The organism is Arthrobacter sp. D1-29 (genome assembly GCF_054130585.1).
This window is the reverse complement of the sequence record NZ_CP096383.1, coordinates 3,653,249-3,678,454: the sequence shown is the minus strand read 5'-3', so window position 1 is coordinate 3,678,454 and position 25,206 is coordinate 3,653,249. Positions and strand designations below refer to the sequence as shown.

Annotated in this window: 24 protein-coding genes and 1 tRNA gene; 12 read left to right on the top strand and 13 right to left on the bottom strand. The window is 63.8% G+C overall.

Features of this window, described 5'->3' with window-relative positions; translation table 11 throughout:
* The first annotated feature begins 58 nt into the window (after positions 1 to 58).
* The 4 genes from galU to M1E17_RS16530 all read left to right on the top strand — a co-directional run bounded on the left by galU (position 59) and on the right by M1E17_RS16530 (position 2,791).
* Positions 59 to 964 (top strand): UTP--glucose-1-phosphate uridylyltransferase GalU, encoded by a 906-nt coding sequence (galU, locus tag M1E17_RS16545; RefSeq protein ID WP_457963051.1) that lies wholly within the window; start codon positions 59 to 61, stop codon positions 962 to 964.
* Between the two features lie 4 nt (positions 965 to 968).
* Positions 969 to 1,586: a GNAT family N-acetyltransferase gene (locus M1E17_RS16540; protein WP_457963050.1), complete on the top strand. Its 618-nt coding sequence runs from the start codon at positions 969 to 971 to the stop codon at positions 1,584 to 1,586.
* An 83-nt stretch (positions 1,587 to 1,669) separates the two neighbouring features.
* Positions 1,670 to 2,593: a hypothetical protein gene (locus M1E17_RS16535; RefSeq protein ID WP_457963049.1), complete on the top strand. Its 924-nt coding sequence runs from the start codon at positions 1,670 to 1,672 to the stop codon at positions 2,591 to 2,593.
* Between the two features lie 125 nt (positions 2,594 to 2,718).
* A tRNA-Ala gene (locus M1E17_RS16530) sits at positions 2,719 to 2,791 on the top strand.
* Between the two features lie 533 nt (positions 2,792 to 3,324).
* Here M1E17_RS16530 and pntB read toward each other — a convergent pair.
* The 8 genes from pntB to M1E17_RS16490 all read right to left on the bottom strand — a co-directional run bounded on the left by pntB (position 3,325) and on the right by M1E17_RS16490 (position 11,458).
* Positions 3,325 to 4,803: a Re/Si-specific NAD(P)(+) transhydrogenase subunit beta gene (pntB, locus tag M1E17_RS16525; protein ID WP_457963048.1), complete on the bottom strand. Its 1,479-nt coding sequence runs from the start codon at positions 4,801 to 4,803 to the stop codon at positions 3,325 to 3,327.
* Positions 4,800 to 6,371 carry a Re/Si-specific NAD(P)(+) transhydrogenase subunit alpha gene (locus tag M1E17_RS16520; RefSeq protein ID WP_457963046.1) on the bottom strand — a complete coding sequence of 524 codons (1,572 nt, stop codon included), beginning with the start codon at positions 6,369 to 6,371 and terminating at the stop codon, positions 4,800 to 4,802. Before M1E17_RS16520 ends, pntB begins: the two co-directional genes overlap by 4 nt.
* Before the next feature lie 271 nt (positions 6,372 to 6,642).
* Positions 6,643 to 7,602: a 2-hydroxyacid dehydrogenase gene (locus tag M1E17_RS16515; protein WP_457963045.1), complete on the bottom strand. Its 960-nt coding sequence runs from the start codon at positions 7,600 to 7,602 to the stop codon at positions 6,643 to 6,645.
* Positions 7,599 to 8,798, bottom strand: coding sequence for a pyridoxal phosphate-dependent aminotransferase (locus M1E17_RS16510; protein WP_457963044.1), 1,200 nt, complete (start codon positions 8,796 to 8,798; stop codon positions 7,599 to 7,601). Before M1E17_RS16510 ends, M1E17_RS16515 begins: the two co-directional genes overlap by 4 nt.
* 161 nt (positions 8,799 to 8,959) lie before the next feature.
* Positions 8,960 to 9,448: an AFG1/ZapE family ATPase gene (gene zapE / locus M1E17_RS16505; RefSeq protein WP_457963042.1), complete on the bottom strand. Its 489-nt coding sequence runs from the start codon at positions 9,446 to 9,448 to the stop codon at positions 8,960 to 8,962.
* Positions 9,449 to 9,451: 3 nt separating this feature from the next.
* The gene (gene corA / locus M1E17_RS16500) at positions 9,452 to 10,447 is read right to left on the bottom strand and encodes a magnesium/cobalt transporter CorA (RefSeq protein ID WP_457963041.1); all 996 of its coding nucleotides are present in this window, start codon (positions 10,445 to 10,447) and stop codon (positions 9,452 to 9,454) included.
* A gap of 40 nt (positions 10,448 to 10,487) precedes the next feature.
* On the bottom strand, positions 10,488 to 10,913 hold the full coding sequence (locus M1E17_RS16495) for a DUF1761 domain-containing protein (RefSeq protein WP_457963040.1): 426 nt from the start codon (positions 10,911 to 10,913) through the stop codon (positions 10,488 to 10,490).
* Between the two features lie 47 nt (positions 10,914 to 10,960).
* Positions 10,961 to 11,458, bottom strand: a complete 498-nt coding sequence (locus M1E17_RS16490) for an Lrp/AsnC family transcriptional regulator (RefSeq protein WP_457963039.1) — start codon at positions 11,456 to 11,458, stop codon at positions 10,961 to 10,963.
* 167 nt (positions 11,459 to 11,625) lie between these two features.
* Here M1E17_RS16490 and M1E17_RS16485 point away from each other — a divergent pair, with 167 nt between their 5' ends.
* Positions 11,626 to 12,873, top strand: coding sequence for an MFS transporter (locus M1E17_RS16485; RefSeq protein WP_457963038.1), 1,248 nt, complete (start codon positions 11,626 to 11,628; stop codon positions 12,871 to 12,873).
* A gap of 42 nt (positions 12,874 to 12,915) precedes the next feature.
* Here M1E17_RS16485 and M1E17_RS16480 read toward each other — a convergent pair whose 3' ends face one another.
* Positions 12,916 to 13,419 carry an Lrp/AsnC family transcriptional regulator gene (locus M1E17_RS16480; protein ID WP_457963037.1) on the bottom strand — a complete coding sequence of 168 codons (504 nt, stop codon included), beginning with the start codon at positions 13,417 to 13,419 and terminating at the stop codon, positions 12,916 to 12,918.
* A gap of 88 nt (positions 13,420 to 13,507) precedes the next feature.
* Complete coding sequence (locus M1E17_RS16475; RefSeq protein WP_457963036.1) at positions 13,508 to 14,824, bottom strand: MFS transporter; 1,317 nt, start codon at positions 14,822 to 14,824, stop codon at positions 13,508 to 13,510.
* Positions 14,825 to 14,921: 97 nt separating this feature from the next.
* Between M1E17_RS16475 and M1E17_RS16470 the strand changes: the two genes are divergently transcribed.
* Together M1E17_RS16470 and M1E17_RS16465 are read left to right on the top strand one after the other, a co-directional pair.
* Positions 14,922 to 15,908, top strand: coding sequence for a LysR family transcriptional regulator (locus M1E17_RS16470; protein WP_457963034.1), 987 nt, complete (start codon positions 14,922 to 14,924; stop codon positions 15,906 to 15,908).
* 106 nt (positions 15,909 to 16,014) lie between these two features.
* A complete protein-coding gene (locus M1E17_RS16465; RefSeq protein WP_457967798.1) occupies positions 16,015 to 16,926 on the top strand; it encodes an N-acetylglucosamine kinase in 912 nt (303 codons plus the stop codon).
* Positions 16,927 to 16,963: 37 nt separating this feature from the next.
* Here M1E17_RS16465 and M1E17_RS16460 read toward each other — a convergent pair whose 3' ends face one another.
* Positions 16,964 to 17,986: a pirin family protein gene (locus M1E17_RS16460; protein WP_457963033.1), complete on the bottom strand. Its 1,023-nt coding sequence runs from the start codon at positions 17,984 to 17,986 to the stop codon at positions 16,964 to 16,966.
* Between the two features lie 254 nt (positions 17,987 to 18,240).
* Between M1E17_RS16460 and M1E17_RS16455 the strand changes: the two genes are divergently transcribed.
* From M1E17_RS16455 to M1E17_RS16445, 3 genes are all read left to right on the top strand, one after another.
* Positions 18,241 to 19,173: an ABC transporter substrate-binding protein gene (locus M1E17_RS16455; protein ID WP_457963032.1), complete on the top strand. Its 933-nt coding sequence runs from the start codon at positions 18,241 to 18,243 to the stop codon at positions 19,171 to 19,173.
* 152 nt (positions 19,174 to 19,325) lie between these two features.
* The gene (locus tag M1E17_RS16450) at positions 19,326 to 20,546 is read left to right on the top strand and encodes a pyridoxal phosphate-dependent aminotransferase (RefSeq protein ID WP_457963030.1); all 1,221 of its coding nucleotides are present in this window, start codon (positions 19,326 to 19,328) and stop codon (positions 20,544 to 20,546) included.
* 50 nt (positions 20,547 to 20,596) lie between these two features.
* The gene (locus tag M1E17_RS16445) at positions 20,597 to 21,451 is read left to right on the top strand and encodes a polyphosphate kinase 2 family protein (protein WP_457963029.1); all 855 of its coding nucleotides are present in this window, start codon (positions 20,597 to 20,599) and stop codon (positions 21,449 to 21,451) included.
* 27 nt (positions 21,452 to 21,478) lie between these two features.
* On the opposite strand, the gene M1E17_RS16440 is transcribed toward M1E17_RS16445, so the two are convergent.
* Positions 21,479 to 21,697 carry an exodeoxyribonuclease VII small subunit gene (locus M1E17_RS16440; RefSeq protein WP_457963028.1) on the bottom strand — a complete coding sequence of 73 codons (219 nt, stop codon included), beginning with the start codon at positions 21,695 to 21,697 and terminating at the stop codon, positions 21,479 to 21,481.
* Positions 21,690 to 23,015, bottom strand: coding sequence for an exodeoxyribonuclease VII large subunit (gene xseA, locus M1E17_RS16435; RefSeq protein WP_457963027.1), 1,326 nt, complete (start codon positions 23,013 to 23,015; stop codon positions 21,690 to 21,692). The genes M1E17_RS16440 and xseA overlap by 8 nt, the downstream gene beginning before the upstream one ends.
* A gap of 189 nt (positions 23,016 to 23,204) precedes the next feature.
* Between xseA and M1E17_RS16430 the strand changes: the two genes are divergently transcribed.
* Positions 23,205 to 24,056: a hypothetical protein gene (locus M1E17_RS16430; RefSeq protein ID WP_457963026.1), complete on the top strand. Its 852-nt coding sequence runs from the start codon at positions 23,205 to 23,207 to the stop codon at positions 24,054 to 24,056.
* 9 nt (positions 24,057 to 24,065) lie between these two features.
* Positions 24,066 to 25,151, top strand: coding sequence for a 4-hydroxy-3-methylbut-2-enyl diphosphate reductase (locus M1E17_RS16425; protein WP_267275770.1), 1,086 nt, complete (start codon positions 24,066 to 24,068; stop codon positions 25,149 to 25,151).
* Positions 25,152 to 25,206: the final 55 nt, after the last annotated feature.

Sequence of the window (25,206 nt, the reverse complement as noted above, 5' to 3'; positions counted from 1 at the left end):
ACCCTCGCCGGAGCTCTGATAATTACTGAATGATTGGTCCCTCCGTTAGATTAGTCCAGTGACTACCACTCATCAGACAGTTCGCAAGGCCGTTATTCCCGCTGCGGGACTCGGCACCAGGTTCCTGCCTGCCACGAAGGCCATGCCGAAGGAAATGCTTCCGGTGGTGGATAAGCCCGCCATCCAGTACGTGGTTGAGGAAGCCGTCAAGGTGGGCCTTAACGACGTACTGATGATTACCGGCCGCAACAAGCGGGCGCTGGAAGACCACTTTGACCGGGTCCCGGCCCTGGAAGCCACATTGGCGGCCAAAGGCGATACCGCCAAGCTTGAGTCCATCCAGGCCGCGAGCAACCTGGGCGACATCCACTATGTCAGGCAGGGCGACCCCAACGGCCTGGGCCACGCGGTCCTGCGTGCAAGGCAGCACGTAGGCAACGAGCCATTTGCCGTCCTCCTTGGGGACGATCTGATCGATGCCCGGGACGAACTGCTCAGCACCATGATTGAGGTTCAGGCCAAGACCGGAGGGTCGGTAGTAGCCCTGATCGAGGTAGAACCGGACCAGATCAGCGCCTACGGCTGCGCCGACGTCGAGGAAATCGATGGCGAGGCCTACGTCCGGATCAAAAAACTGGTGGAGAAGCCTGATATCGATGAGGCACCCTCCAATCTTGCGGTGATCGGACGGTACGTGCTTAACCCGGCGGTCTTTGACGTGCTGGAACGCACAGGCCCGGGCCGCGGAGGCGAAATCCAGCTCACGGATGCGCTTCAGGATCTGGCAGCCGGAGACGGGGCCGGCGACGGCGTTTATGGAGTCGTCTTCCGCGGGCGGCGCTACGACACCGGTGACAAGCTCAGCTACCTCAAGGCCTGCGTCCAGCTGGCCATCGACAGCGATGACCTGGGTCCCGGTTTGCGGGAATGGCTGCCAGGCTTCACCGCCGGTCTTTCCAGGTAATGCCATGCGCGCCGGTCCAATCTGGCCCGTCACCCTTGAGTGCGGCGACCTGGTCCTGCGCCCGATCCGCTACCGGGACAAAAAGGAGTGGACAGCGGTCCGGGCCCGCAACAGCCAATGGCTGGCGCCATGGGAAGCCTCCAACCCCGTCCCGGGAGGAGGCCTGCCCGATTACCGGCACATGGTGCGGTCCCTCAACATCCAGGCCGCCCAGGCAACCGCCTTGCCCTTCCTGATCACTGAACGCACGCCCGGCGCCCGCTCCCCGGTTATCGTAGGCCAGCTCACGGTCTCCTCCATAGTGTGGGGATCGGCACTCATGGCCACGCTCGGCTACTGGGTTGACCAGGCCAGGGCCGGACACGGGATTGCCCCTACGGCAGTGGCGATGGCAACTGACCATTGTTTCCAAACACTGGGGCTCCACCGCATGGAGATCAATATCCGGCCGGAGAATGGCCCCAGCCTGCGTGTCGTTGAAAAGTTGGGCTTCAGGGATGAGGGGTTCCGGCCGCGGTACCTGCATATCAACGGCGAGTGGGCAGACCACCGGACGTTCGCGCTGACGTCGGAAGAAGTTCCGGACGGACTGCTTCGCCGCTGGCTGGCGTCCCGTCCGTAATAAATCCATTGATTCACAGTCCACCTGCGACACACCGGGGCTAATGCGGCAGCCACCACGCTAATGCTCATACGGTTTTGAGTGTGGACTTCCCTCTTAGCAGCTCAGTGATCCTGGTGGTCGCCGTTGTGCTCTGGATTGTGTGGGTTGCCCCTTACGTTCTCCGGAACCGCAGGCCCCAGTTCCAGGTTGCCGGCGAGATTCCGGCGGAAACACCAGCCACTGAATCATTGGACCCGAGAGCCGGGATGCTCATGAACATCAGCGCCCCTCAGGAGAAAGCCATGGACATCAGGAAGAGCCCCGTATCCGAACGGGACGCAACCCGAACCACGACGCCGGGTGCTTTCCGGATCCGCTACGGCAGGACGGGCCTTGCCCTCCTCGGGCTCGCGGCGCTGCTGACTGGTTTTGTTTCCGGGGCGCTGCTGCTGTTCGGGCGGGGTACGCCCCTGCTGCCGGTGTGGTGCCTGGCGGCGTTTGTGACGTCCGTTGTGGTGCTGCGGTGGCTCGCTGTCCGGGATCGGAAAGCGAAAGTCAACGCTGCCTTCTCCGCGGCCATGGCTGCACCTTCGCGCCGGCCGGAACCAGTCCCAGCTACTCCGGCCCGGCCACCGTTCCCGGCCCATCAGCCCGAAAGTCCTCTGTTTGATGCGGAAGCACACCGGCCCAAGGTCAAGCCCTTAACTGCCGTGGAGCTGCGGGAGGCTGCCCTTGCTGTGGCGGTGGCGGCAGGAGACACCAGTGTCAGGTCCACTGCTGTACCCCAGCCCGGCGAAACCTGGCAACCGGTGGATGTACCGAAGCCGGTCTACGTTGAAGCTGCAAAGGCTGAGCGGCCCGCGCCGGAGCCCCTCGACCTGCCCGAAGCCCCCAAAGCCGTCGGGAAACCGTCCCTTAAGCAGGGTGTTCCGGCTGCTCCTGCTGCCGCCCCGGCAAAGCCGCTCACAAAGGCCCAGAGTGCGCTGAGCAACCTCGATGATGTCCTGCAGCGTCGTCGGGCGTGAGTTTCTCGCGGGCGAATGCTCCGCGCGGCGGGATGAAAGTCACTCCTGCGTGCCGGTTGGTAATACGGCCGGAAAATTTGTAGCCTAGGGTCACCGGCGCTGCCGTCCTTTGGCGGGGCTGTTCCGGGGCTATAGCTCAGTTGGTAGAGCGCTTCGTTCGCATCGAAGAGGTCAGGGGTTCGAATCCCCTTAGCTCCACAAAAAATGAGTACGAGCCCCGTCCCTAGGACGGGGCTCGTACTCGTTCCTGCACAGGCGCTCCCAGCTTGCCACGATGCCCCGTTCGGTGCAGGCCGGGACGTCGATGTTGCCATAGCCCACGGCGACAATCGACTCCGGACCGGACCAGGGATCCACTTCGTGGTCGGCGCGCCGCTGTGGCCAAGTAGGACCCGTGTGACCTGTCAGGTTAGCAAACGCGATCCACCCACCGAAGGGTGGTGTTCCAAAAGTTCGTGCTTGTAGTGGAGTAAAAACTCGTGTCTGTAGTGGAGTCCTACCCACGCTGACGCATCGAATTCGTCGATGAAATTGGCAGGCTGCAGTGATGCTTGTGCTCGTTCGGTGCTGAGGATTGGCTCCGGTTCTCTTAACCCGGTCTCGTTGATAGGAGTGCTGTTACGAAATAGTCGTGACAGGGTCATGGTCTCTCGTCTCGTTTTGTAGGTGATCAAGCCTGTGCCCGGCCCAAAGCCCGTCAACGACATTGCGGGGGAAGAGGAGCTGGCGAATTAGAAGGCGCGGAGGATGTCTTCGACGCATTGTTTGGCGTCGCCGAAGAGCATTTGGGAGTTGTCGCGGTAGAAGAGCGGGTTCTGGACGCCGGCGTAGCCGGCCGCCATGGAGCGTTTGAATACCACCACATTCTCGGCCTCCCAGACCCTTAGGACGGGCATCCCGGCGATGGGACTTCCCGGGTCTTCCGCGGCGGAGGGATTGACAGTGTCGTTGGCACCAATAACCAGGACCACGGAGGTGCCGCCGAGGTCGTCGTTGATCTCGTCCATTTCGAGGACGATGTCGTAGGGGACTTTGGCCTCGGCGAGGAGCACGTTCATGTGCCCTGGGAGGCGTCCGGCGACGGGGTGGATGCCGAACCGGACGTCCACGCCGCGTTCGCGCAGTTGGTGGGCGAGTTCGGCGACGGGGTATTGGGCCTGGGCCACGGCCATGCCGTAGCCGGGGGTGATCACGACGCTGGAGGCGTTGGTCAACATTTCCGCTGTCGCTTCGGCGGTGATTTCCCGGTGCTCGCCCTGGTCTGCGTCGCCCGTGCTGGTGGGTGCGGCGATGCCGAAGCCACCGGCGATAACGGAGATAAAGGAACGGTTCATGGCCTTGCACATGATGTAGGACAGGTACGCACCCGAGGAGCCCACCAGGGCCCCGGTGATGATCAGCAGGTCATTGTTCAGCAGGAAGCCCGCCGCGGCGGCGGCCCAGCCGGAGTAGCTGTTCAGCATGGACACCACCACGGGCATGTCGCCGCCGCCGATAGAGGCGACCAGGTGCCAGCCCAGCCCCAGAGCCAGGAGGGTGACGACGACGAGGAGCCAAAGCTGGGAATCGTTGACGTACCAGACGGTCAGGGCCACGAACGCGGCGAGGGCGCCGAGGTTGATCGCGTTTTTACCCGGCAGCATCAGCGGTGAGGATTTCATCCGGGCCGAGAGTTTCAGGAACGCCACGATCGAGCCGGTGAAGGTGACCGCGCCGATGAAGACGCCAATGAAGACTTCGGCGTGGTGGATCGCTGTCAGGTCCGGGGACAGGGCCGGGGCTTCGAGGTGCCCGTTCCAGCCCACGAGCACTGCAGCGAGGCCCACGAAGCTGTGCAGCAGGGCGATGAGCTCGGGCATGCCCGTCATTTCCACCACCCGGGCGCGCCAAAGTCCAATGGCCCCGCCGACCAGCACCGCTGCGACCAGCAGTCCCAGTCCGGTCAGTGCGTGGCCCGTGCCCCAGGCATCCTGCAGGGTCAGCCAGATCGTGGCCGCGAGGGCGATGACCATGCCCGTGATGCCGTAGACGACCCCGGCGCGGGCTTTCTCGTGCTTGCTCAGCCCGGCGAGGCTGAGGATAAACAGCAGGGCCGCGACGATGTAGGCCGCCCCCGCAATGGAGTCGGCGGTCAATGGACCGGAGACGGCGTCAGTCACGGTAAAGCTCCTCGTAATAATTGCTGCTGCAGTTTCGGTGGCGGCGCTCATGAACGGGCCTTCCCACCACGGGAGAACATGGCGAGCATGCGCCGGGTGACGGCGAAGCCGCCGAAAATGTTGATGCTGGCGAGCAGCACCGCGACGGCGGCGAGGACCTGCATCACGATGTTGTCGGAGGTGACCTGCAGCAGGGCGCCGACGACGATAATCCCGGAAATCGCGTTCGTCACGGACATCAGCGGGGTATGCAGGGCGTGGTGGACCTTCCCGATTACATAGAACCCGACCACGACCGAGAGCATCAGCACCGTGAAATGCTGCGGCAACGGCGCCGGGGCAACAGCGTTGATCCCGAACAACACCGCGATACCCGCCGCAAAAAGACCGGCCTTGCCAGCACGGCTGAGGCCAGTCTTCTTAGTGCCAGCGGCACCGGTTTCTCCCTCATCAACTGCAACAATGGTTGGAGCCTGGGCTGCCGGTGCGGCGGAGACCTGGACCGGGGGCGGCGGCCACGTCGTCTCCCCCTCACGCACCACAGTCACCGACCTCTGCACGACGTCGTCGAAATCGATCCGCAGGACCCCGTCCTTGTCCGGGGTCAGGAGCTTGAGCAGGTTCACCATGTTCGTCCCGTACAGCTGGGAGGCCTGGGCCGGCAAACGGGCCGGAAGATCCGTGTAACCCAGGATCACCACCCCGTTGTCCGTCACGATCCTTTCCCCGGCGACCGAGCCTTCGACGTTCCCGCCCTGGCCCGCGGCCATGTCCACGATCACACTGCCCGACTTCATGCTGGCCACATCTTCGGCCGTGAGCAGCTTCGGCGCCGGGCGCCCCGGAATCAGGGCGGTGGTGATGATGATGTCCACATCCGCTGCCTGCTCCGAGTAAATCTCCGCAGCCCGGGCGTTATACGACTCGGAGGTCGCCCTCGCATATCCGTCGGAGGACTTCATCTCTTCGGCGACCTCGACCTTGAGGTAGGTTCCACCGATGGATTTCACCTGGTCTGCGACCTCCGGCCGCGGGTCCGTCGCCCGCACAATCGCACCCAGACTCGACGCCGCACCGATCGCCGCCAACCCGGCAACACCGGCGCCCGCCACCAGGACCTTCGCGGGCGGGACCTTCCCCGCAGCGGTCACCTGACCCGTGAAAAACCGCCCGAACTCGTGAGCCGCCTCGATCACGGCACGGTACCCAGCAATGTTCGCCATCGAACTGAGCACATCCATCGACTGGGCCCGCGAGATCCGCGGCACCGCATCCAACGCCAGCGCCGTGATCGGACGCGAAGCCAGCGCCTCCACCAACTCAGGCCGCAATCCTGGGCTCAACGACCCGATCAGCGTCGCACCCTCAGTGAGACGGGCGATCTCATCCTCAGTGGGCGGATTGATCCGCAACACCACCTCGCTGCCCCACGCCTCATCGGCGCCCACAATCAGGGCACCCGATTCGGCATAAGCCTCATCACGGAAGGATGCCGACTCACCCGCACCCTTCTCGACCACAACCTCGTAGCCCAACCCCAGCAACTGCTTCACGGTGACAGGCGTCGCCGCCACCCTCGTCTCACGGCCCAATTCGGCCACGATGCCAATACGTGTCACTATTTTCTCTCTCTAAGATTTGATGCCCGGTAAATACTGTCGCCGGGAGGCAGCAGGGCTGTCCGACCCTGCGAAGGGCAGCGGCCACGGTGGTTCCGGCGCCGGGCTGGCCACACTATTTCGGAGTGCCAGTTGCGGAGGCATGTTCCTCGCCAGACACGACCGCGAAGACGGACGAGGTCGGAGGCTAAGTAGTCCCGAGGCCCATCCCTTTCGGACGAGCCTCGGGACTCGGCCGGGTTGTCGTCCCGTGCGTGGGCGCTGCTTGCTCCTACTTGATCGGTGCTGGCGGCCGTTCCCCGCAGAGCACGGCGAGCGCATTATCGGCGGCAAGCATCGCCATCGCCGTGCGCGTCTCAACGGTGGCGGAACCGAGGTGCGGCACGAGCACCACATTGTCGAGCTCGAGCAATCCTGGGTGTACGGTGGGCTCGTTCTCAAAAACGTCGAGCCCGGCGCCCGCGATCTGCCCTTCGCGAAGCGCAGACGCGAGCGCTGCTTCGTCGACAATCGGTCCGCGCGCGGTGTTGATGAGGTACGCCGAGCCCTTCATGGCGGCGAGTTGCTCGGCGCTGATCAGATGATGGGTGGCGGGCCCGTAGGGGCAGTGCAACGAGACGATGTCGGAGATGGCCAGCAGCTCATCGAGCTCGACCCGGCGGGCGCCCAGCTCGGCTGCGACGGCGGGATCGATTTCACTGCGCGACTGGTAGACGATCTCCATGCCGAAGGCCTTGGCGCGGCGCGCGGTTGCCTGGCCGATGCCGCCCATGCCGACGACGCCGAGGGTCTTGCCTTGCAGGCTGCTGCCGAGCAGGAAGAACATGCCCCACTTCCAGGCCTGGCCAGAGCGGATGAGCCGTTCCCCCTCGCCGAGCCGTCGGGTGGCCGTGAGGATGAGGCCGAGCGCGATATCGGCTGTGGCCTCCGTGAGCACGCCGGGAGTGTTGGTGGCCACCACGCCCCGTTCCGTGCAGGCGGGCACGTCGATATTGTCATAGCCGACGGCGACGTTCGCGACCACTTTGAGCTGCGGGCCCGCTGCATCGAGCAGCTCGGCGTCGATACGTTCGGTGAGCAGGCTTACTACGGCATCTGCGCCGGCTACCCGGCGCAGGAGCTCCTCGCGGCCAATCGACTCCGGACCGGACCAGGCATCGACTTCGTGCTCGGCGCGCAGTTTCTCGAGTGCGGTTTCGGGTATACGTCCCGTGACGACGACCCGGCTCATGCCGTCTCGATCCACTTGCGCAGGCGGCCGAGGCCGTCGTTGATGTCGGCAACGTCGATGCCCGAGTATGCGAGGCGGATGTACTGCCGCTCTTCGCCGGGCTGGCGGCGGCCGAAGTGCTCACGTGTGCAGAAGGAGACGCCGGTTTCGTAGAGGGCTGCGGAGGCGAAATCGCCAACGGCTTTGTAACCCATGCGCTCCATGACCTCGGTGACGTCAGGGAAAAGGTAGAACGTCGACTTGGGCACGGCGACGTGCATGCCGGCGATGTCGTTCACGAGTTCGCACGCGGCATCCCGGCGGACGCGCAGGATATCCAGCATCTGCTGTACGGGCTCCTGGGTTCCACGGAGCGCTGCGATGCCGGCCCATTGCACGTAGTGCGTGGTGCATGACTCATCGTTGGTGTTGAGTGTACTGAGAATTTTGGCGATTTCGATCGGCGCGACGGCGCAGCCCAGGCGGGATCCGGTCATGGCGAACTTCTTGCTGAAGGTGTAGAGGATCACGGTGCGCTCCGCCATGCCGGGGAGCGACGCGATCGAGCTCGAGACACCCTCATAGCGCGTCTCGAAGTACGCCTCATCGGACAGTACCCAGAGGTCGTGCTCCTGCGCGAGCTGCGCGATGGCCTCCCGCTCGGACGCAGTCGACTCGGCCGAGATGGGGTTCTGCAGGTCGTTGTAGATGATTGCGACGGTATTCGGGGTGATCGAGGCGCGCACCTGGTCGATGTCGATCGCGAAGCCCGTGCTGGTGGGGACGTAGCTGTATGGAACAGCAGTGCCGCCGAGGTATTCGATTTGCGATTCATAGATCGGGAAGCCGGGGTTCGGATAGAGCACTTCCTGGCCGGGGTTCATGACCGCCTGCAGGAACTTGGTGATGACGGGCTTGCCGCCCGTCATCACCACGACGTTGTCGGGGGAAAATTCGATACCCCGGCGGGCCCCGAGATCCTCGGCGAGGGCCTCGCGCAACTGCGGGATGCCAGGGCCGGGGCAGTAGCCGGTGTAGCCGTCGGCGATTGCCCGGGTCATCGCCTCGACGATATGAGGGGCCGTCGGGATGTTGATGTCGCCGAGGTGGAAGGGGTACACCTGGTTCCCCTTCGCCTTCCAGGCGGCCGCGGCTTGGGCGACGCTGAAGGCGGTTTCGGTGCCCAGCCGTTCGAGCCGGTGCGCGAGTTGCTGCATGCTATTCCACTCCTCATTGAGTTTGCGATCATCCTCTGCGGATTCCGGTCTAGTATAGGACTAATATATCAAGACTGGGAAGTATGATCTTCAGTCAAATATCAGGCATGCGGTAAGAGGGTCCCTTCGACGGAGACTTGGGAAGGCAGTGCCGGTCGTTGCTAGCTTCCGGAAATTTCCTCAGCCGTGGTGTCTGCAGCGGACTCCACATATTCCAGGAAGGAGAGGGGTGGGGCAATTTTGGCCATGTCCGCCGGCAGCCGGGTACCGAGCAAAAACAGGGTGACGTCCCGTTCATAGAGAATTCCCACCAAGGCGCCGAAGCGATCCCATGCCGCGGTTTTTTGTGCTGATCGATCCGCGTCCGGGGCGGGAACGCCGTCGATGACCCAGGTAGTGTGTTGGCCGGCCAGGGCGTGGTAATCGGCCTCGGACAGCGCCCCGGAGCATAGCTCGGCAAAGCTGGTCCACAGCAGATCGGGTTCCGCATTCTTGGCGGTGAGCGGTCCTCCGGCGGTCATCAGCGTGCGATGCTGCGCTGACGACGGCGGGAACAGGCCATAGGTGCCCAGCTGGTGCTCTGTGCCGGGCGTGATGATGCGTCCCCTGGAAAATTCCGCCCCGGCCACCTGATCATTTGTATTGTCCATGTTTTAGAGCCAGCCCTTCTTTTTGAAAATGCCGTACATGAGGCCTGCCGTGCCGCCCATCAGGGCAATCGCCAACGGATAGCCAAAGGTCCAGTGAAGCTCGGGCATGTGGTCAAAGTTCATCCCGTAGACGCCCGCCACAATAGAGGGCGCAAAGAAGATTGCGGCCCAGGAGGAAATTTTCTTCACCTGTTCGTTCTGCTCTGCGCTGGCCTCGTTCTGGCGGTTTGCGGTCAGCGTCCCGTCCAGGGTGAGGGCGTTCTGCAGCAGGTCCCGGAACGAGTCTGCGCGGGAAATGACCCGCTCAACATGGTCCTCCACGTCGCGCAGGCTGTGCTGAAGTTCGGTTTCCACGCCGTATTTCTCGAATCCACGCTTGAGCTGCTGCATCATGCCCGGCAGCGGGTGGATGGCGCGCTGGAACTGAATCACTTCGCGGGCGAGCTCATAGATCCGGCGTGAGACCGTGGTGTCCCCGCCGAAGAGCTGGTCCTCGATCTCGTCAATGTCGTTTTCAAGTCCTGCCACCACCGGCGCATAATCGTCCACGACGCGATCCAGGAGGGCGTACAGAACTGCCTCCGGGCCGTGTCGGAGCAGGTCCGGGCGTGCCTCAAGCCGGTTGCGGACCCGGGCAACGCCGGCCATCTCCGCATGGCGGACGGTAACAACAAAGTTGCTGCCGGTGAAGATGTGGAGCTCACCGAATTCAACGGTTTCGGTGGCGTCGAGGTACCTGGCCGGACGAAGCACAGTAAAGAGGTTGTCGTCGTAGCGCTCCAGCTTGGGCCGCTGGTGGGCCGAGATGGCATCCTCCACGGCCAGGGCATGGAGCCCGAATTCGCTGGCCACGGCCGACATCTCTGCTTCCGTTGGCCGGTACAGCCCGATCCAGGCCATGCCGCCGTGCTCGGCCAGGGTCTCAAAGGTCTGCTCCAGGCTTTCGGGCTCGGCGCTGCGGACACCGTCAACGTACACGGCGTTGTCGATGATCGTCACAACGGCGCCCCTCCAGCCGGCGCGTACTGGCTCAGCCGCGTCAGGACATGGCCCCGATGATTGCGCCGGCTACCGTCATGGCAACAAGATCGTGGCCGGAATCGATGAGCGTCACAGCTGCGGGACGTCCTGCGAAGCCGTTGTGGATCACGTGGCCGCCGGCGCGGAATACGAGGGCCAGGACCAGTGCGAACCAGCCGCCGGCCAAGGCGTTGTCCAGGCCGAGTTTGCTGATCAGGACGGCGAGCAGGATGGCAGTAAGAGCAGCGGCAACCATCATCGGAACCCAGATCCCGGCGCCGCCGCTGATGTTCTTTAGGTCCTCTTCAGTCTTTCCGATCGCCGCCATCCACCTGTTGCCAAGCACGGCGGGCATGTACCAGACAAAGCCGATGGCCATGCTGGCGATGAAGGCCAGCAGCACGGCCAGCCAGTTGATCTGCGATATGTATGAGAGCCAGTCCATGCTCGAATCCTAGCCGCTTCCCCCGCATCCGGTCTGGGTGGACGAGGTCATTGTGCCCGTGTTGGCTGGCTTGCCCCCGTCTGTGCAAGACGGCTGATGAGCGGTTCGGTCCGGTATGGAATATGAGTATGCAGGGCCAGGACTGTTTCTGTCCGAATGACGCCCTTGATGCGAAGAATCTGCCGCAGGGCAGCCTGAAGGTTGTGGGTATCCATGGCCACCACGCGGCACCAGACGTCTCCGCGGCCCGAGATCTCATGCACCTCCAGGACCTGGGGCAGGAGCCGGAGTGCGCCCACCACACCGTCCAGCTCACGGTGTGTCACTTTGATCGTCACGAAGGCCACCACGTCGTAGCCGACGGCCTCGAGGTCGATCTCCCTGCCGCCGTCGTGCAGAATGCCGGTGCGGAGCATCCGCCGAACCCGCGACTGTGCTGTGTTCCGGGCTATCCCCAATGCCTCGCTGAGCTCACCGATCTGGATACGGGGATCGCGGATAAGTTCCAGCAGGATTTTCAGATCGGTGGGGTCCAGGTTGTTCAAAATGTCACTTTCGCTTATGAAAGAGAGGAAATGTTGATGATCTTGACCAATTATTGCACTGGTTTCCGCTCGATCAGGCAGTCTTGCCGCATTCTTTAGATATCAATTGCCACCCGGGGCGGCGTCCTACAAGGACATCCCGCTCCGGTCGAGCCAAAGGCCCACCCATGACCGTCTTCAGTGAGCTCCGCATGCGCCCGGCTACAGCCGCGCGCTGGGGCTGGGATGCCTCCATTACGTCACGCCTGGTGATGGCGGGATCAGTCATCTTCACTTTGCTCGTGGGAGCAAACCTCGCCACACCCCTGTATCCGCTGCTGCAGGCAAACCTTGGGCTCTCGCCAGTAGCCATCACCACTGTTTTTGCCAGCTACGTCCTGGCTCTCGTGACAACGTTGATGGTCGCCGGACACTGGTCGGACCACATCGGCCGGAGGGCCGCCCTCATTCTCGCAGTCCTCGCCGGGCTGGCCGGAGGCTGGGTCTTTGCCCAGGCTGACAGCCTTGCCGCTCTGTCCGCTGGCCGGGCCCTGCAGGGCGTGGCCGTGGCCCTGGCCACGGGAGCAAGTGCTGCGGCGCTGCGTGAGCTGCTCCCGTCCCGCCCCGAGTGGGCGTCCCGTTTCACGTTGCTCGCCTCGGCCGGTGGGGTTGCTTTAGGGCCCGTTATCGGCGGCTTCCTGTCCATGCTGCCAGGCCCCACCACCGCACCGTACTTTGTGCATTCAGCAGTCCTTGCCGGGATGCTCGTTCCGCTGTACCTCCTCCGTGCCCGCCCTGCCATCCACCCACCGTCCGGACGGAGGCCGATCACGGCCCTGGCGCCACGCAGGCCGACGGTATCCGTTGAAGCGAGGGGCGCCTTCTGGCTGGCGTCCGCCGTCGGCTTCCTCAGTTTTGCCGTTTTCGGCTTTTGCCTGTCCCTGGCACCTGGATATTTTGCCCAAGTCGTGCAGGCTGACTCCCGCCCGGTGCTCGGTGCCCTTGCAGGTCTTACCCTGGGCGCCTCGGCCCTCAGCCAGTTGTTTGCTGTACGGGGGCGCTATGTGGCCCCGGCCGGCCTCGCCGTACTGGGTGTGTCCCTGCTGTTTCTGGCGGCCGCAGCGGCATGGAACAGCCCCCTGTTGCTTGTTGCGGCCAGTATCTTTGCAGGCTTCGGCCAGGGAGTGGCCTTCAACAAAGTCTTCAACGACCTTGCCGGCAAGGTGGAATCTTCCCGGCATGCCCAGATCATCAGCACCGTGTACATGATCACGTACCTCGGGAGCGCCGTGCCGGTACTTGGCTTGGGATGGGCCACAGCTGCGTTCGGCTTCCAAACCCCGGCCACCGCTTTTGTGCTGCTGTGCAGCGCTTCAGCCCTGGTGCTCTCCGCCGTGACGCTTCGGACCGCTATTCGGTGTCGGACCGCCATTTGACGGGGCTGCAGGGAACCGACGGCTGCCGGTTCAGGAACGCCCTTAGTCCGGCAGGGGGCCGTGGTTTCCCTGGATATGGTCGAAGACGAGGGTGGTCTCCGTGTGACCCACCACAGGGTCTGTCGCCAGGTTGTCCAGGACCCAGTCCCGCAGGTCCTCGGTGCTGGCCACGGCGATGTGCAGGAGGTAATCAACAGAGCCGGATGTGTGGAAAGTGGACAGTACAGCCGGCAGGTGTGGGACGCGTGCGGTGAAGCGGTCGATCTGGTCGCGGTCATGGGCCCTGAGCCGGACAGCGACCAGCGCCTGGACCGACCTGCCAATCGCCGAGAGGCTGAGTTTGGCTTCGAAGCCCTGGACAATCCCGCGTTCGGACAGCGCCCTGGTCCGCATCAGTGCCGTGGACGGGGCGATGCCAACGAGTTCGGCCAGCTGCTTGTTGGAGATCCTGGCGTCGTCCACGAGAGCTGCCAGGAGCCGCTCGTCAATGGCATCCAGGGGCTCAAGGTGCGTCCCCGGCCGGATGTTCTTCGCGTTGGTGCTCATGGAATCTCCTCAAGTGTTCTGAGTTCATCCTAGACGGCCGTTTCCGGCCATTCACCCCTGATCAGCCCTGTTCCTCCGAATTATCACTTCAGATGCAGCCCTTTGCGGGCAGATCGTTCAACTCTCCATACCGCCGCTTCCTGGTGCGCCATCGGCCAAACCCACGCTGTCCCTCCTGCCGTGGATGGACGACGGCGACGATCACCGCAGCCAGGCAGGCCAGCACCATGACGGCCACGGCCATCGTCGTCCAGCCAAGGGACTGGAACACCAGGCCCCCTGCCCAGCCGATAACGCTTGAACCGACGTAGTAGGCCAGGTTGTACAGCGACGCCGCCTGGGCCCTGCCTGTCGTGGGAATGTTGCCCGTCCAGCCGGCGCCGATGCTGTGGGCGGCAAAGAAGCCCGCGGTGAAAACCAACAGGCCGGCCAGGACTAGTGCCAGCAGTTGGGTCAGCGTCAGGGCGAGCCCCAAGACCATCAGGAGGATTCCTGCCAGCAGGACGTTCCGCCGGCCAAAACGCTGTGTCAGTCCAGCCGCCCAGCGCGAGGAGACGGTTCCGGAAAGGTAAGCCAGGAAGATCAGGCTGATAATCGTGGCAGGCAAACTGAAGGGCTCACTGGAGAGGTGGAAACCAAGGTAGTTGTAGACAGCCACAAAGCCGCCCATCAGCAGGAAGGCCTGGACGTAGAGTGCCAGCAGCTTTGGCGTCCGCACATGGCCGGCAATGATTGCAACGGCACCGCGCAGTCCCGTGGCTTTTGCAGGGGTGAAGCCTCTGGCCTTGGGCACCAGTATGAGGAACAGCACCGCTGCTGTGGTCGCCAGCAAGGATACGGCCAGGGCGGCGGCGCGCCATCCCCACAGCTCGCCTGCCGGCCCGGCCACCAGCCGGCCTGCGAGACCGCCCAGGGTGGTGCCGGCAATGTAGCCGCCGGCGGCCAGGGCGGTGTGCGCCCTATTAACCTCCTCATTAAGGTAGGCAATGGCGATGGCTGGGATACCGCCCAGTGCCATGCCTTCCAGAAGCCGGAGGCCCAGCAGCATTCCGAAGCTGCTGGCCAGTGGCACGATGAGGCCCAGGGCGGTGGCTGCTGAAATCGCCAGGGCCATGGCCCGCACCCTGCCGATGCGGTCAGCCAGGAAGGACCACGGGAGGACGGTAGCGGCCAGCCCCACGGTTGCCAGCGAAATGGTCAGCGCCGCTTCGGCCGGGGTGATCTGCAGATCCGCTGCCATGAGGGGCAGGACTGCCTGGGTTGAGTACAGCTGGGCAAATGTTGCCACACCGGCAAAGCCCAGCCCGGCGATGATCCTTCCGTACGCCCGTGAGCCCTTCGGGTGGCCCGTCCAGGATGGATCTGCCGTGGCCGGCAACCCCGGGAGTGGCGGATTCTTTGACATGGCTCCAGAGTAGGATGGCCGGATGTATGCTTCCAATGCATGGTTTGCCTGAAACTTATGGCAAATATGGAACGGTCGGGCGGGAGGGGCAGGAATCATGGATGCCGATCACAAGCAACTGGTGCAACTGCTCCCGCTGTTGCCCTTGCTCGCCGAACTGGGCCGCACACAGCACGTCACTGAAACTGCTGAACTTCTGGGGGTACCCCAGTCCACGGTCAGCAGGGCACTCAACCGGGCCAGCGCCGTGGTTGGAACCGAACTGCTGATCCGGGATGGAAGGGGTGTCCGCCTCACCACCGCGGCGAGGACATTGCTGCCGTACATCGAGTCGGCCCTCGCCGAGTTCCAGGCGGGACTGGACCTGGTCCGGCACGAGTCTGACGTGGTGCGTGGGAAGGTTGCCGTCTCCTTCCAGCACACCTTCGGCGAGGCCGCCCTGCCCCTGCTGATCAGTGCTTTCCGAAGCCGCCACCCGGAGGCAGGTTTTACCTTGAGCCAGGGATCACGCGACGGTTGCCTGGCAGAGCTGGCAACAGGCCAGGCGGATCTGGCACTCACGGCTCCGGTGGCCATGGCAACAGGCACCGTCTCATCGGCTGCCCTGTACCGTGAACCGCTCCGCCTGGTGGTGCACCATCAGCATCCGCTGGCGGGCAGTCGCAGCGCAGGACTGCAGGATATCCGCAGAGACCCCTTTGTTGCACTTGGCCCCGGCTATGGCCTGCGGTCACTAACAGATGCAATATTCCGCGACGCCGGTTTCCGGCCACGGATCGCCTTCGAAAGCCAGGATTCCCACACAGTCCGCGGGCTGGTGTCTGCAGGGCTGGGCGTCAGTATCCTGCCGCCGGGCGGGAACGCACCCGGACGGCACGTGAGCCCGGAAACGGGCGATCTGGGATGGGTTGAACTTGCCCTTGAATCCGCTCTCGCCTATCGGGAGATCGGGCTGGCATGGCGGCGCCGCAAGCCCGGTCCCGGCGCTGAATCTGATCCTGTCCGGCTTTTCCGGGAGATGGTGCTTGAAGACGGCCCGCGGCTGCTCGCCGGGCTGGTCAGGGAACGTTCACAAAGCGACTGAAACATACCGGCGGCGCGCCCTTCCGGAAAGGCTTCAGTAGGCTGATGACGTGACTGACACCCAACTTCCCAGCTCCTCTGCCGCAGCAAGTTTCCCTGAAGAGCGGATACAGCCAGCGATTGCTCCGGGCCCGTTGGTGGGAACAATCATTGGCCTTGATATTGGCGGGACCAAAACCCATGGTGTCCGGTTTGAGGATGCCATTGCCGTGGCCGATGCGTCTGCCGGTAGCTCGAATGTCCAGAACGTCAGCCGTGAAGCGGCGGCCGTCAATCTCGCCGAGCTGTTTGCGAAAATAGGCGGCGGCCACGTGTCCCAGGTTTATGCGGGTGCCGGCGGGATAGACACAGACGACGACGCCGCGGCGCTCGCCGCGCTGATCGAACCGCACGTTCCCGGTGCGAGGATCCGCGTGGTTCACGACTCGCGGCTGCTGCTGGCCGCAGGCCGTGTCAGCACCGGAGTGGCCGTGATAGCTGGAACGGGATCGGCTGCCTGGGGTAAGAACGCGGCCGGGGACGAGGCCAGGGCCGGCGGCTGGGGGTATCTGCTGGGCGACGAGGGCAGCGGTTATTGGCTGGGACGGGAAGCCGTCCGGCACAGCCTGCGCAGGATGAACCAGGGGCTGCCTGCCGATCAGCTCACCGAAGCCTTGCTGGAGTCATGCGGTATTGATGATGCCAACCGGCTGATCGCCATGTTCCATTCTCCTGATACCGGCCGCCGCTTCTGGGCCCAGCAGGCGCGTCTCGTAGTGGAAGGCGCTGCGGCGGGGCACGCGGTGAGCCAGCAGTTGCTCGACCAGACGGGCAGCGACCTTGCTGCGCTGGCTGCCCAGGCACTCCGGAAGCTAGGCATTGATGGCCCTGTCATTCTTGGCGGTGGCCTTGGAATGAACGTAGCCGCACTCCAGGACGCCTTCCGTAAGCATCTTGCCGCCGCCGGAATTACCGATGTCCGTGTGCTGGACCAGGAGCCGGTGTTCGGCGTCCTGCAGCTTGTGGCGGAGGACGAGTAGGCCGGCGCCCCGCGTGTGCGTCCGGCCTCAGTGACCCTCAGGGCCGGGCGGCACGCTTTCGAGGGGTCAGCCTAATCGCCGGCAGCGGGGGAGCAGGAATACGGCCTGCCTCCGCCCCCGCCTCCGGACCATGTCCTTCGACCAATCCAAACCGGGAGCCGCGGGCCTGGCCGTCAGGGAGCTGCCCCTGGGCCTCCCAGTCTTCACGTGCCCGTTCCACTTCGTCGTGGGCACGGCCCACAAAGTTCCACCACATCAGGAGCTCTTCCTGGAAGGGTTCCCCGCCGATGAGCAGGAACCGCGTGCCGGGCAGCGCCTGCACCTCAAGCGCCGGACGGCCAGTGCCAAGGTAGCCCAGGGGCCCGGGCAGGATCTCCTGGCCGTCCAGCGTCAGACCGCCGTCGAGCACTAAAAGGGCATGTTCGTAGTCCGCATTGAGCGGCAAGACGGCACGCCCGGCACACGAGACGTCAGCGCCCACAATGGGTGAGTACATCGTGGCGGGGGAAACCGCGCCGGCGAATTCGCCCACCATCACGGTGGCGGTGAACCCCTCGCCCGTGACGGAAGGCAGCTCCCGGTACTGCTCAAAGGCCGGTTCCCTGTGCCGTTGCCCGTCGGGAAGCGCCACCCATAACTGCAGGCCGCGCTGGATGGGAAGCTGGCCGTCAGGATCTGCCAGGACGGCGAACTCTGAGTGGGAGACTCCGTTGCCTGCCGTCATGATGTTCAGCTCACCCGGACGGACTACGACGTCGCTGCCCACACTGTCCCGGTGCCGGATGTTCCCGGCCAGGGGCCAGGTGACGGTCTGCAGCCCGATGTGCGGGTGCGGAAGTACGGACATGGCCGTCCGGTCCGGGCCGAAGTTGTCCAGGAAGCACCAGGCACCCACTGTGGGCAGGCCGCGCTGCGGAAGCGTACGCTGCACGTTCATTGCACGCACGCCGCCCAGCGGAACTTCCCGCTCGGGCCATAGCTGCAGGCATGGGCCGGAAGTACCTTCCGGACCGGCGGGCGGGCAAAGTTCCTGTTGGGGAGACACTTCCAAGTTCGTCACAGTCCAACCTTAGGCCGGGAGGGGCGTACAAGGGGGATGCCGCGTGAAGCCAGGCCGAACAGGGGCATGCCGGGCCCTCATGCATCCGTCGTTCAGGCATGTTGCTGCCGCCGAAACATACCCATTCATTGAAGTAACGTGGCGATAGTATGACTGCAGCCAGCCCCCAAGCGGGTAGCGAAGGTCGGACACGTTGGATGTCTGCTGGAATGAGCCCGAGAGAGCGGTTGGATGAAGTTGGAGTTAGTGACTTAATGCGAAAACCCCTCTGGGCCGGACTGGCCGCCGCAACGCTGCTGCTCTCGGCAGCGTGCACAGGAGCGCCTGAAGAAACCCCCACCGGCAGCAGCAGCTCGCCTGCTGCTGCCCTGACAGTGGGCAGCCCCACCCTGGACACGGCCACGTCGGCGGAAACCCAGATCGTCGCGGAAATTTATGCCGGCGCCCTGGTGGCCGCCGGCGTTCCTGCCACAACCGCGCCGGACGTCGGACCCCGGGAAACGTATCTTAAGGGACTCAAAGACGGCACCGTTGATGTGGTGCCTGACTATTCAGGAAGCCTGCTCGCGCATGTGGACCCGCAGGCGTCAGAAGATTCAGCTGATGACATCTACAAGGCACTGACGGGCACGCTGCCGGAGGGGCTGGCCGTCCTGGAAGCGTCCAAGGCGGAGTCGAAAGACGCCATGGTGGTCACCAAGCTCACGGCCGAGAAGTACCAGCTGAAGTCAATCGAGGATCTGGCCAAGGTATGCAAGGACCTGGCCATGGCCGCACCAACCACCTTCGATGCACGCCCCGATGGCCTTCCCGGGCTCAAAGCGGACTACGGTTGTGAATTCAAGGCCTTCAAGCCCTCTCTTGACGGTGGCGGCAATCAAACGCTGCTCGCGCTGCTCACCGACGACGTCCAGGTTGCCGACATTTACACCACCATGCCCTCCATCGCGGACAATGACCTGGTGGTGCTGGAGGATCCTAAAAACAACTTCAAAGCGCAGCAGGTCCTGCCGGTTTATAACAAGGAAAAGCTGACAGACAAGGCGAAAGATGCGCTCAATGCGGTCTCCCGGCTCCTGACCACGGAGGACCTCGTGGATCTCAACAGGGCAGTCAGCGGCAGCCAGAAACAAAACCCGAAGGACGCTGCCGCCGCGTGGCTGAAGGACGAAGGAATCGTCAAGTAACGCCCGTGGGGCCTCAGCAGCTCCCGACGGCGGTGCCCGGCTTCCGGAAGCCGGGCACCGCCGTCGGGATCATCACCAGAGTTGCCGGCACTCCGATTCCATGTGTCCGACGTCTCAACGGAAGTACATCCTCCCTGTGGCATATTTGATGGATGGCAGAATTCAAGCAGTCCACCAAGCTTCATAACGTCCTTTACGACATTCGTGGACCGATTCTTCAGGCAGCCCAGCAAATGGAGGCGGAGGGTCACCGGATCCTCAAACTGAACATCGGAAATCCCGCGCCGTTTGGGTTTGAAGCGCCGGACGCAATCCTGGTGGACATGATCCGCCATCTGCCGCACGCCCAGGGCTACAGCGACTCCCGGGGAATCTTCTCCGCACGCACCGCTGTCTCGCAGTACTACCAGACCCGCGGAATCCAGAACATCCATGTCGATGACGTGTACCTCGGCAACGGGGTGAGTGAACTCATCACCATGTCCCTGATGGCCTTGCTGGACGACGGCGACGAGGTCCTGATCCCTACGCCTGACTACCCCCTGTGGACGGCGTCGGTTGCACTCGCCACCGGCAAGCCGGTGCATTACCTCTGTGACGAAGAATCCGGCTGGCAGCCGGACCTTGAAGACCTGGAAGCCAAGATCACGCCGCGCACCAAGGGAATCGTGGTCATCAACCCGAACAACCCCACCGGGGCGGTGTACCCCGAGCAGACCCTGAAAAAGATCGTAGCGCTGGCTGAGAAGCACGGGCTGGTGCTTTTCGCCGACGAAATCTACGAAAAGATCCTCTACGAGGACGCCCAGCACATCAACCTCGCGTCGCTGACGGGTGACCACGTGCTCTGCCTGACGTTCAGCGGACTGTCGAAGGCGTACCGGGTGTGCGGGTACCGCGCTGGCTGGATGGCCATTTCGGGCCCGAAGAAGGACGCAGCCGATTATCTGGAGGGCATCAGCCTCCTCGCCAACATGCGGCTCTGCGCCAACGTCCCCGCCCAGCACGCCATCCAGACGGCGCTGGGCGGCTACCAGAGCATCAACGACCTCATCCTGCCCGGCGGACGGCTGCTTGAACAGCGCAACAAGGCGTACGACATGCTCAACGCCATCCCGGGTGTGAGCACCCAGCAGGCCAGGGGCGCACTGTATCTGTTCCCTCGCCTTGATCCTGAGGTTTTCCATATCCGGGATGACGAGAAATTTGTCCTGGACCTGCTCAGGGAACAGAAAATCCTGGTCTCGCACGGCCGGGCCTTCAACTGGGTGCGTCCGGACCACTTCCGGATGGTCACCCTGCCCAACGTCAAGGACATTGAAGAAGCTGTGGGGCGCATGGGGGACTTCCTTAGCAGGTATCAGGGGAACTAGCCTGTGGTGACGGGTCCTTCCGCCCGTGGAACCTCGGACAAAGGATGCCCATGGCCCGCGTGGTTGACTTCACCAAACACCCTTCCAAGACGCTGAAGGTTGGTAACGGATTTGCCCTTGCGGACATGGACCCCGATGCCACACCCGGGTTCAGCGGGCTGAAGGCGGACGGGAAGGCTCTCCTGGCCGATCTGGACGGAAAACTGGCCGAGTACCAGGAGAAGCTGTTTGCGGAATCAAGGTTCGGCGGGACCAAGCGGCTGCTGCTGATCCTGCAGGGAATGGATACTGCCGGCAAGGGCGGCATCGTCAATCATGTGATGGCTCCGATGGATCCGCAGGGCGTCCAGTTCAAGGCTTTCAAGGCCCCCACCCCGGAAGAGAAGTCCTATGACTTCCTCTGGCGGATAGAGAAGGAGGTGCCGGCAGCCGGAATGGTGGGCATCTTCGACCGTTCCCAGTATGAGGACGTCCTGATTCACCGGGTCCATGGCTGGACACCTCCTGAAGAGCTGAAGCGCCGGTATGTAGCCATCAACGAATTCGAGGCCCGGCTGACCGATTCGGGAACGAAGATTGTTAAGGTCATGCTCTACATCAGCCGGGATGAGCAGAAGGCGCGCCTCCTGGCCCGGCTGGACAACCCGGCCAAGCATTGGAAGTACAGCCGCGGTGACCTCGACGAGCGAGCTTTTTGGGCCGACTACATGGCGGCGTACCAGGCCGCCATCGACGAGACAAACACCGAGGTGGCGCCGTGGCACGTGGTGCCGGCCAACAAAAAATGGTTTGCCCGGATCGCCGTTCAGCAATTGGTGCTCGGCGCGTTCGCAGACCTGCACCTGGAGTGGCCCAAGGCGGATTTCGACGTCGCGGTGGAGCGGGAGATCGTGGAAAGGTCCTGATCTGGCGTTGCTGATTGGTGGTGCGCGCTACAGCGGCTGGTCGCGGGCAGCTGCCAGGCGCTTCCGGGCTCCCTCGAGCCACTCCTCGCAGCGTTTGGCAAGTGCTTCTCCCCGTTCCCACAGGGCCAGGGATTCTTCCAGGCTGGCGCCGCCGGCCTCAAGCTTGGCGACTACTTCAATCAGCCGCTCCCTGGCTTCCTCATAGCTCAGGCCATCAATATCGGAACCCGGGGTTGCTTCAGTCATGTGCTTCTCCTTGTTTAATTCCTTGCTGAATGGGGCCCGTGGATGCAGCCCCAAATTGTCCGAGGGCAACGCGTACCTTGAGCGGCGTTCCGGTGGGCGCCTCGGAGGGGTCCCGGACCACCGAATGGCCGGAAGGGTTGTCTTCGGTTGCCGCGCGCCGGCCGGCCAGCTCCACCACCGCATAACCCCGGTCCAGGGTATTTTGCGGTGACAGTGACCGCACCTGGGCCTGCAGGTGGACCAGTTGGTCTGCCGCCCTGACCACTGTGGAACTTACTGCGGCGGATGCCCGCCGCAAGAGCCGTTCCACCTCTTCGGCACGGAGCGTGATCATCCCCTCGGGTGCAGCCATGACCGGTCGCGAATGAAGCGAGGACAACCGGTCCGTCTCCCTGTCCACCAGCCGGCCGATTGATCGGCGCAAATGATCCCGGGCCTGGCGCACGCCGGCCAGCTCCTCCGCCACGTCCGGTACGATCCGCTTGGCGGCGTCGGTGGGGGTGGAGGCCCTCAGGTCCGCTACATCATCAAGCAGCGGACGGTCTGCTTCATGCCCGATCGCGCTGACAACCGGAGTGGCCGCCGCGGCAACCGCCCGGATCAATTCTTCGCTGTTGAACGGCAGCAGGTCCTCCAGGGCGCCGCCGCCGCGGGCTATGACGATGACATCAACATCGGGGCGCCCGTCAAGGTCCCGAAGAGCCCTGATAATCTGCGATACCGCCGCGTTGCCTTGGACGGCAACTTCGCGCAGCTCGAATTCGACGGCGGGCCAGCGCAGCGCAGCGTTGCGGAGGATGTCCTTTTTCGCGTCCGAATCACGTCCGGTGATCAGCCCAATGCGGTGGGGGAGCAGCGGGAGCGGCTTCTTGCGGGAATCGGCAAAGAGACCTTCGGCGGAGAGGGCCTGGCGAAGCCGCTCAATCCGTGCCAGGAGGTCACCCAATCCCACGGGCCTGATGTCCCGGACCAGCATGTTCAGGCGGCCTGTTTTCAGCCAAAACTCCGGTTTGAGCAAGGCGACAACGCGGGAACCGCGCTCCAGGGGCATGTTCTGCCGGTCAAGGATCTTGGACCATACCGATGCAGGCAGCGAAACTTCTGCGTCCACATCCCGCAGCGTCAGATAGGCGTTTGTGCCGCGCCGGCTCAGTTCGATGACTTGGCCTTCCACCCAAGCCGAAGGAGTCCGGTCGATGTGGGCTTTCAGCTTCTGGGACAGCAGCTGCAAAGGCCAGGGATTGTCCGGGCTTGTTTCGGCGGCCGTGGCAGGCAGCGTGGTGGCCGCCATGCCCGGCAAGGCTGCGGGGTCAGACATATGCACGCCCCGGGAAAGCTGTGGCTGGTGGCATGGGCGTTCCTCTATCTGGCATTTGCGGTGGTGTCGGCTGGGGCGGGCTCTACTTCAACCTTATCCATAAGCTGTACCACCGCAGGCTGACATTCTTTGCCCAGCATGGCCCCCTAGGATGATGGCAGGACCGCCGTCGACCACAAGGGGTTTGCCTTGCGTACGTTTGTTTCCGCCATTGCCGTTATCCTGGGCGCGCTGTTGTCTGCCGTGGCAGTGCCGTCTATTTGGCTTGACCGCAACATCGTCCAGGAGGATGGCTTTGTGGCGCTGGCCGCTCCGCTCGGCAGGGACGAAGCGTTCCAGCAACGGCTGGCTGCCGCCGCCGTTGGGGCCCTGGATACCAGCAGCATTCCGGATGCGCTGGCCGACGCCGTCCAGCCGGTGCTCGAATCGGCCGCCACGTCTTTGGCCGGGCTGCCCGGTTACCCGGCAGCGTGGGAGGAGACGCTGCGCAGGAGCCATCGCCTGAGCTTCTCGACCGGCGGTTCCCCGATGCCCGAGGCGGGCGCCGCAGCATCCCTTACGCTCGACGTGGCACCCCTGGTGGCGCTGGGAATTGAAGAAATCTCAAGCACCTCCGGATTGCCGTTGGAAGCGCCCGCGGAGACACTGATCGACGTCGGACAGCCCAGCCAGCGCCAGCTGGTGGACGCCCTGCGGGGCTATGCTCCCATGGGGTACGGGCTGGCGGTAGGTGCCGGCATCGCATTTCTGCTGGCGTTGGTGGCCGCCCGACGCCGCGGGGCCGTGATCTTCTCGATGGGCGTTGCCGGCCTGCTGCTGGCCGGACTGTGGACGGCAGGATTGCAGGTGGGCGTCGACGCTGTGCTTAGCACCGGGAGCGGCAATGAACTTGCGGACATGTTCCGGAACGAGCTGGTCGCCGCGTCAGCCGGTGACTTCCGGGCCTGGATTCTGGGGACCGCCATCGCCGGAAGCGCCCTGCTGGTAGCAGGACTTGTGATCCGGATCGCCTCGCCGGGGCGCCGGCCCGCAACCCGGTAGCATGGACAGATGACCTCCACAGCAGTTTCCCTCTCGATGCCGACCGTCCCACGAAGGCGGCGCACCCCCGAGGAAGTATTCGCCGCGGCACCGGTAACCGGTCCCAAGAAGGTCCTGCTGGCCGCGCCCCGCGGGTATTGCGCGGGTGTGGACAGGGCCGTGATCGCCGTGGAAAAGGCGCTGGAGCACTACGGCCCCCCGGTGTACGTCCGGAAACAGATCGTGCACAACGTCCACGTGGTCAGCTCACTCGAGGCCCAGGGTGCCATCTTCGTTGATGAAACCGACGAAGTTCCTGAGGGCGCACTGGTGATCTTCTCCGCGCACGGTGTATCGCCTGCAGTAGTTCAGTCAGCAGAGGATCGCGGGCTGCGGACCATTGACGCCACATGCCCCCTGGTCACCAAAGTGCACAAGGAAGCAGTGCGGTTCGCGAAGGACGACTTCGACATCCTGCTGATCGGCCATGACGGCCACGAGGAAGTTGAAGGAACCGCCGGCGAAGCCCCGGAACACATCCAGATTATTAATGGCCCTCACGAAGTGGACAAAGTCACCGTCAGGGACCCGGAAAAGGTCATCTGGCTCTCGCAGACCACCCTCAGTGTGGACGAAACCATGGAAACAGTCCGGTTGCTTAAGGAACGCTTTCCTACCCTGCAGGATCCGCCCAGCGACGACATCTGCTACGCCACCACTAACCGGCAGGTGGCTATCAAGAAGATCTCGCCGCAGGCTGACCTGGTTATTGTGGTGGGTTCAGCCAATTCCTCGAACTCTGTCCGGCTTGTGGAAGTTGCACTCGAGTACGGCGCCAAAGCCTCGTACCGCGTGGACTTCGCCAACGAGGTGGATGAGGCCTGGTTCGAAGGCGTTGGCACCGTGGGCGTGACGTCTGGGGCATCCGTTCCCGAGGTCCTGGTCAAGGACGTGCTGCGACTCCTGGCCGACTACGGCTACGGTTCCGTGGAAGAAGTTGTCACGGCCGAAGAGGACCTTCTCTTCTCGCTGCCCAAGGAGCTTCGGGCAACGCTGAAAGAGGCCGGCGACGTCAGCCGCGCCCTCGGCGGCCGCCGGTCCCGCGACCAGTCCTAAGGATGGCCCGGTAACCAAGCGGCGCACCTCCCAACCGGCGCGCCGCCCAGCCGCC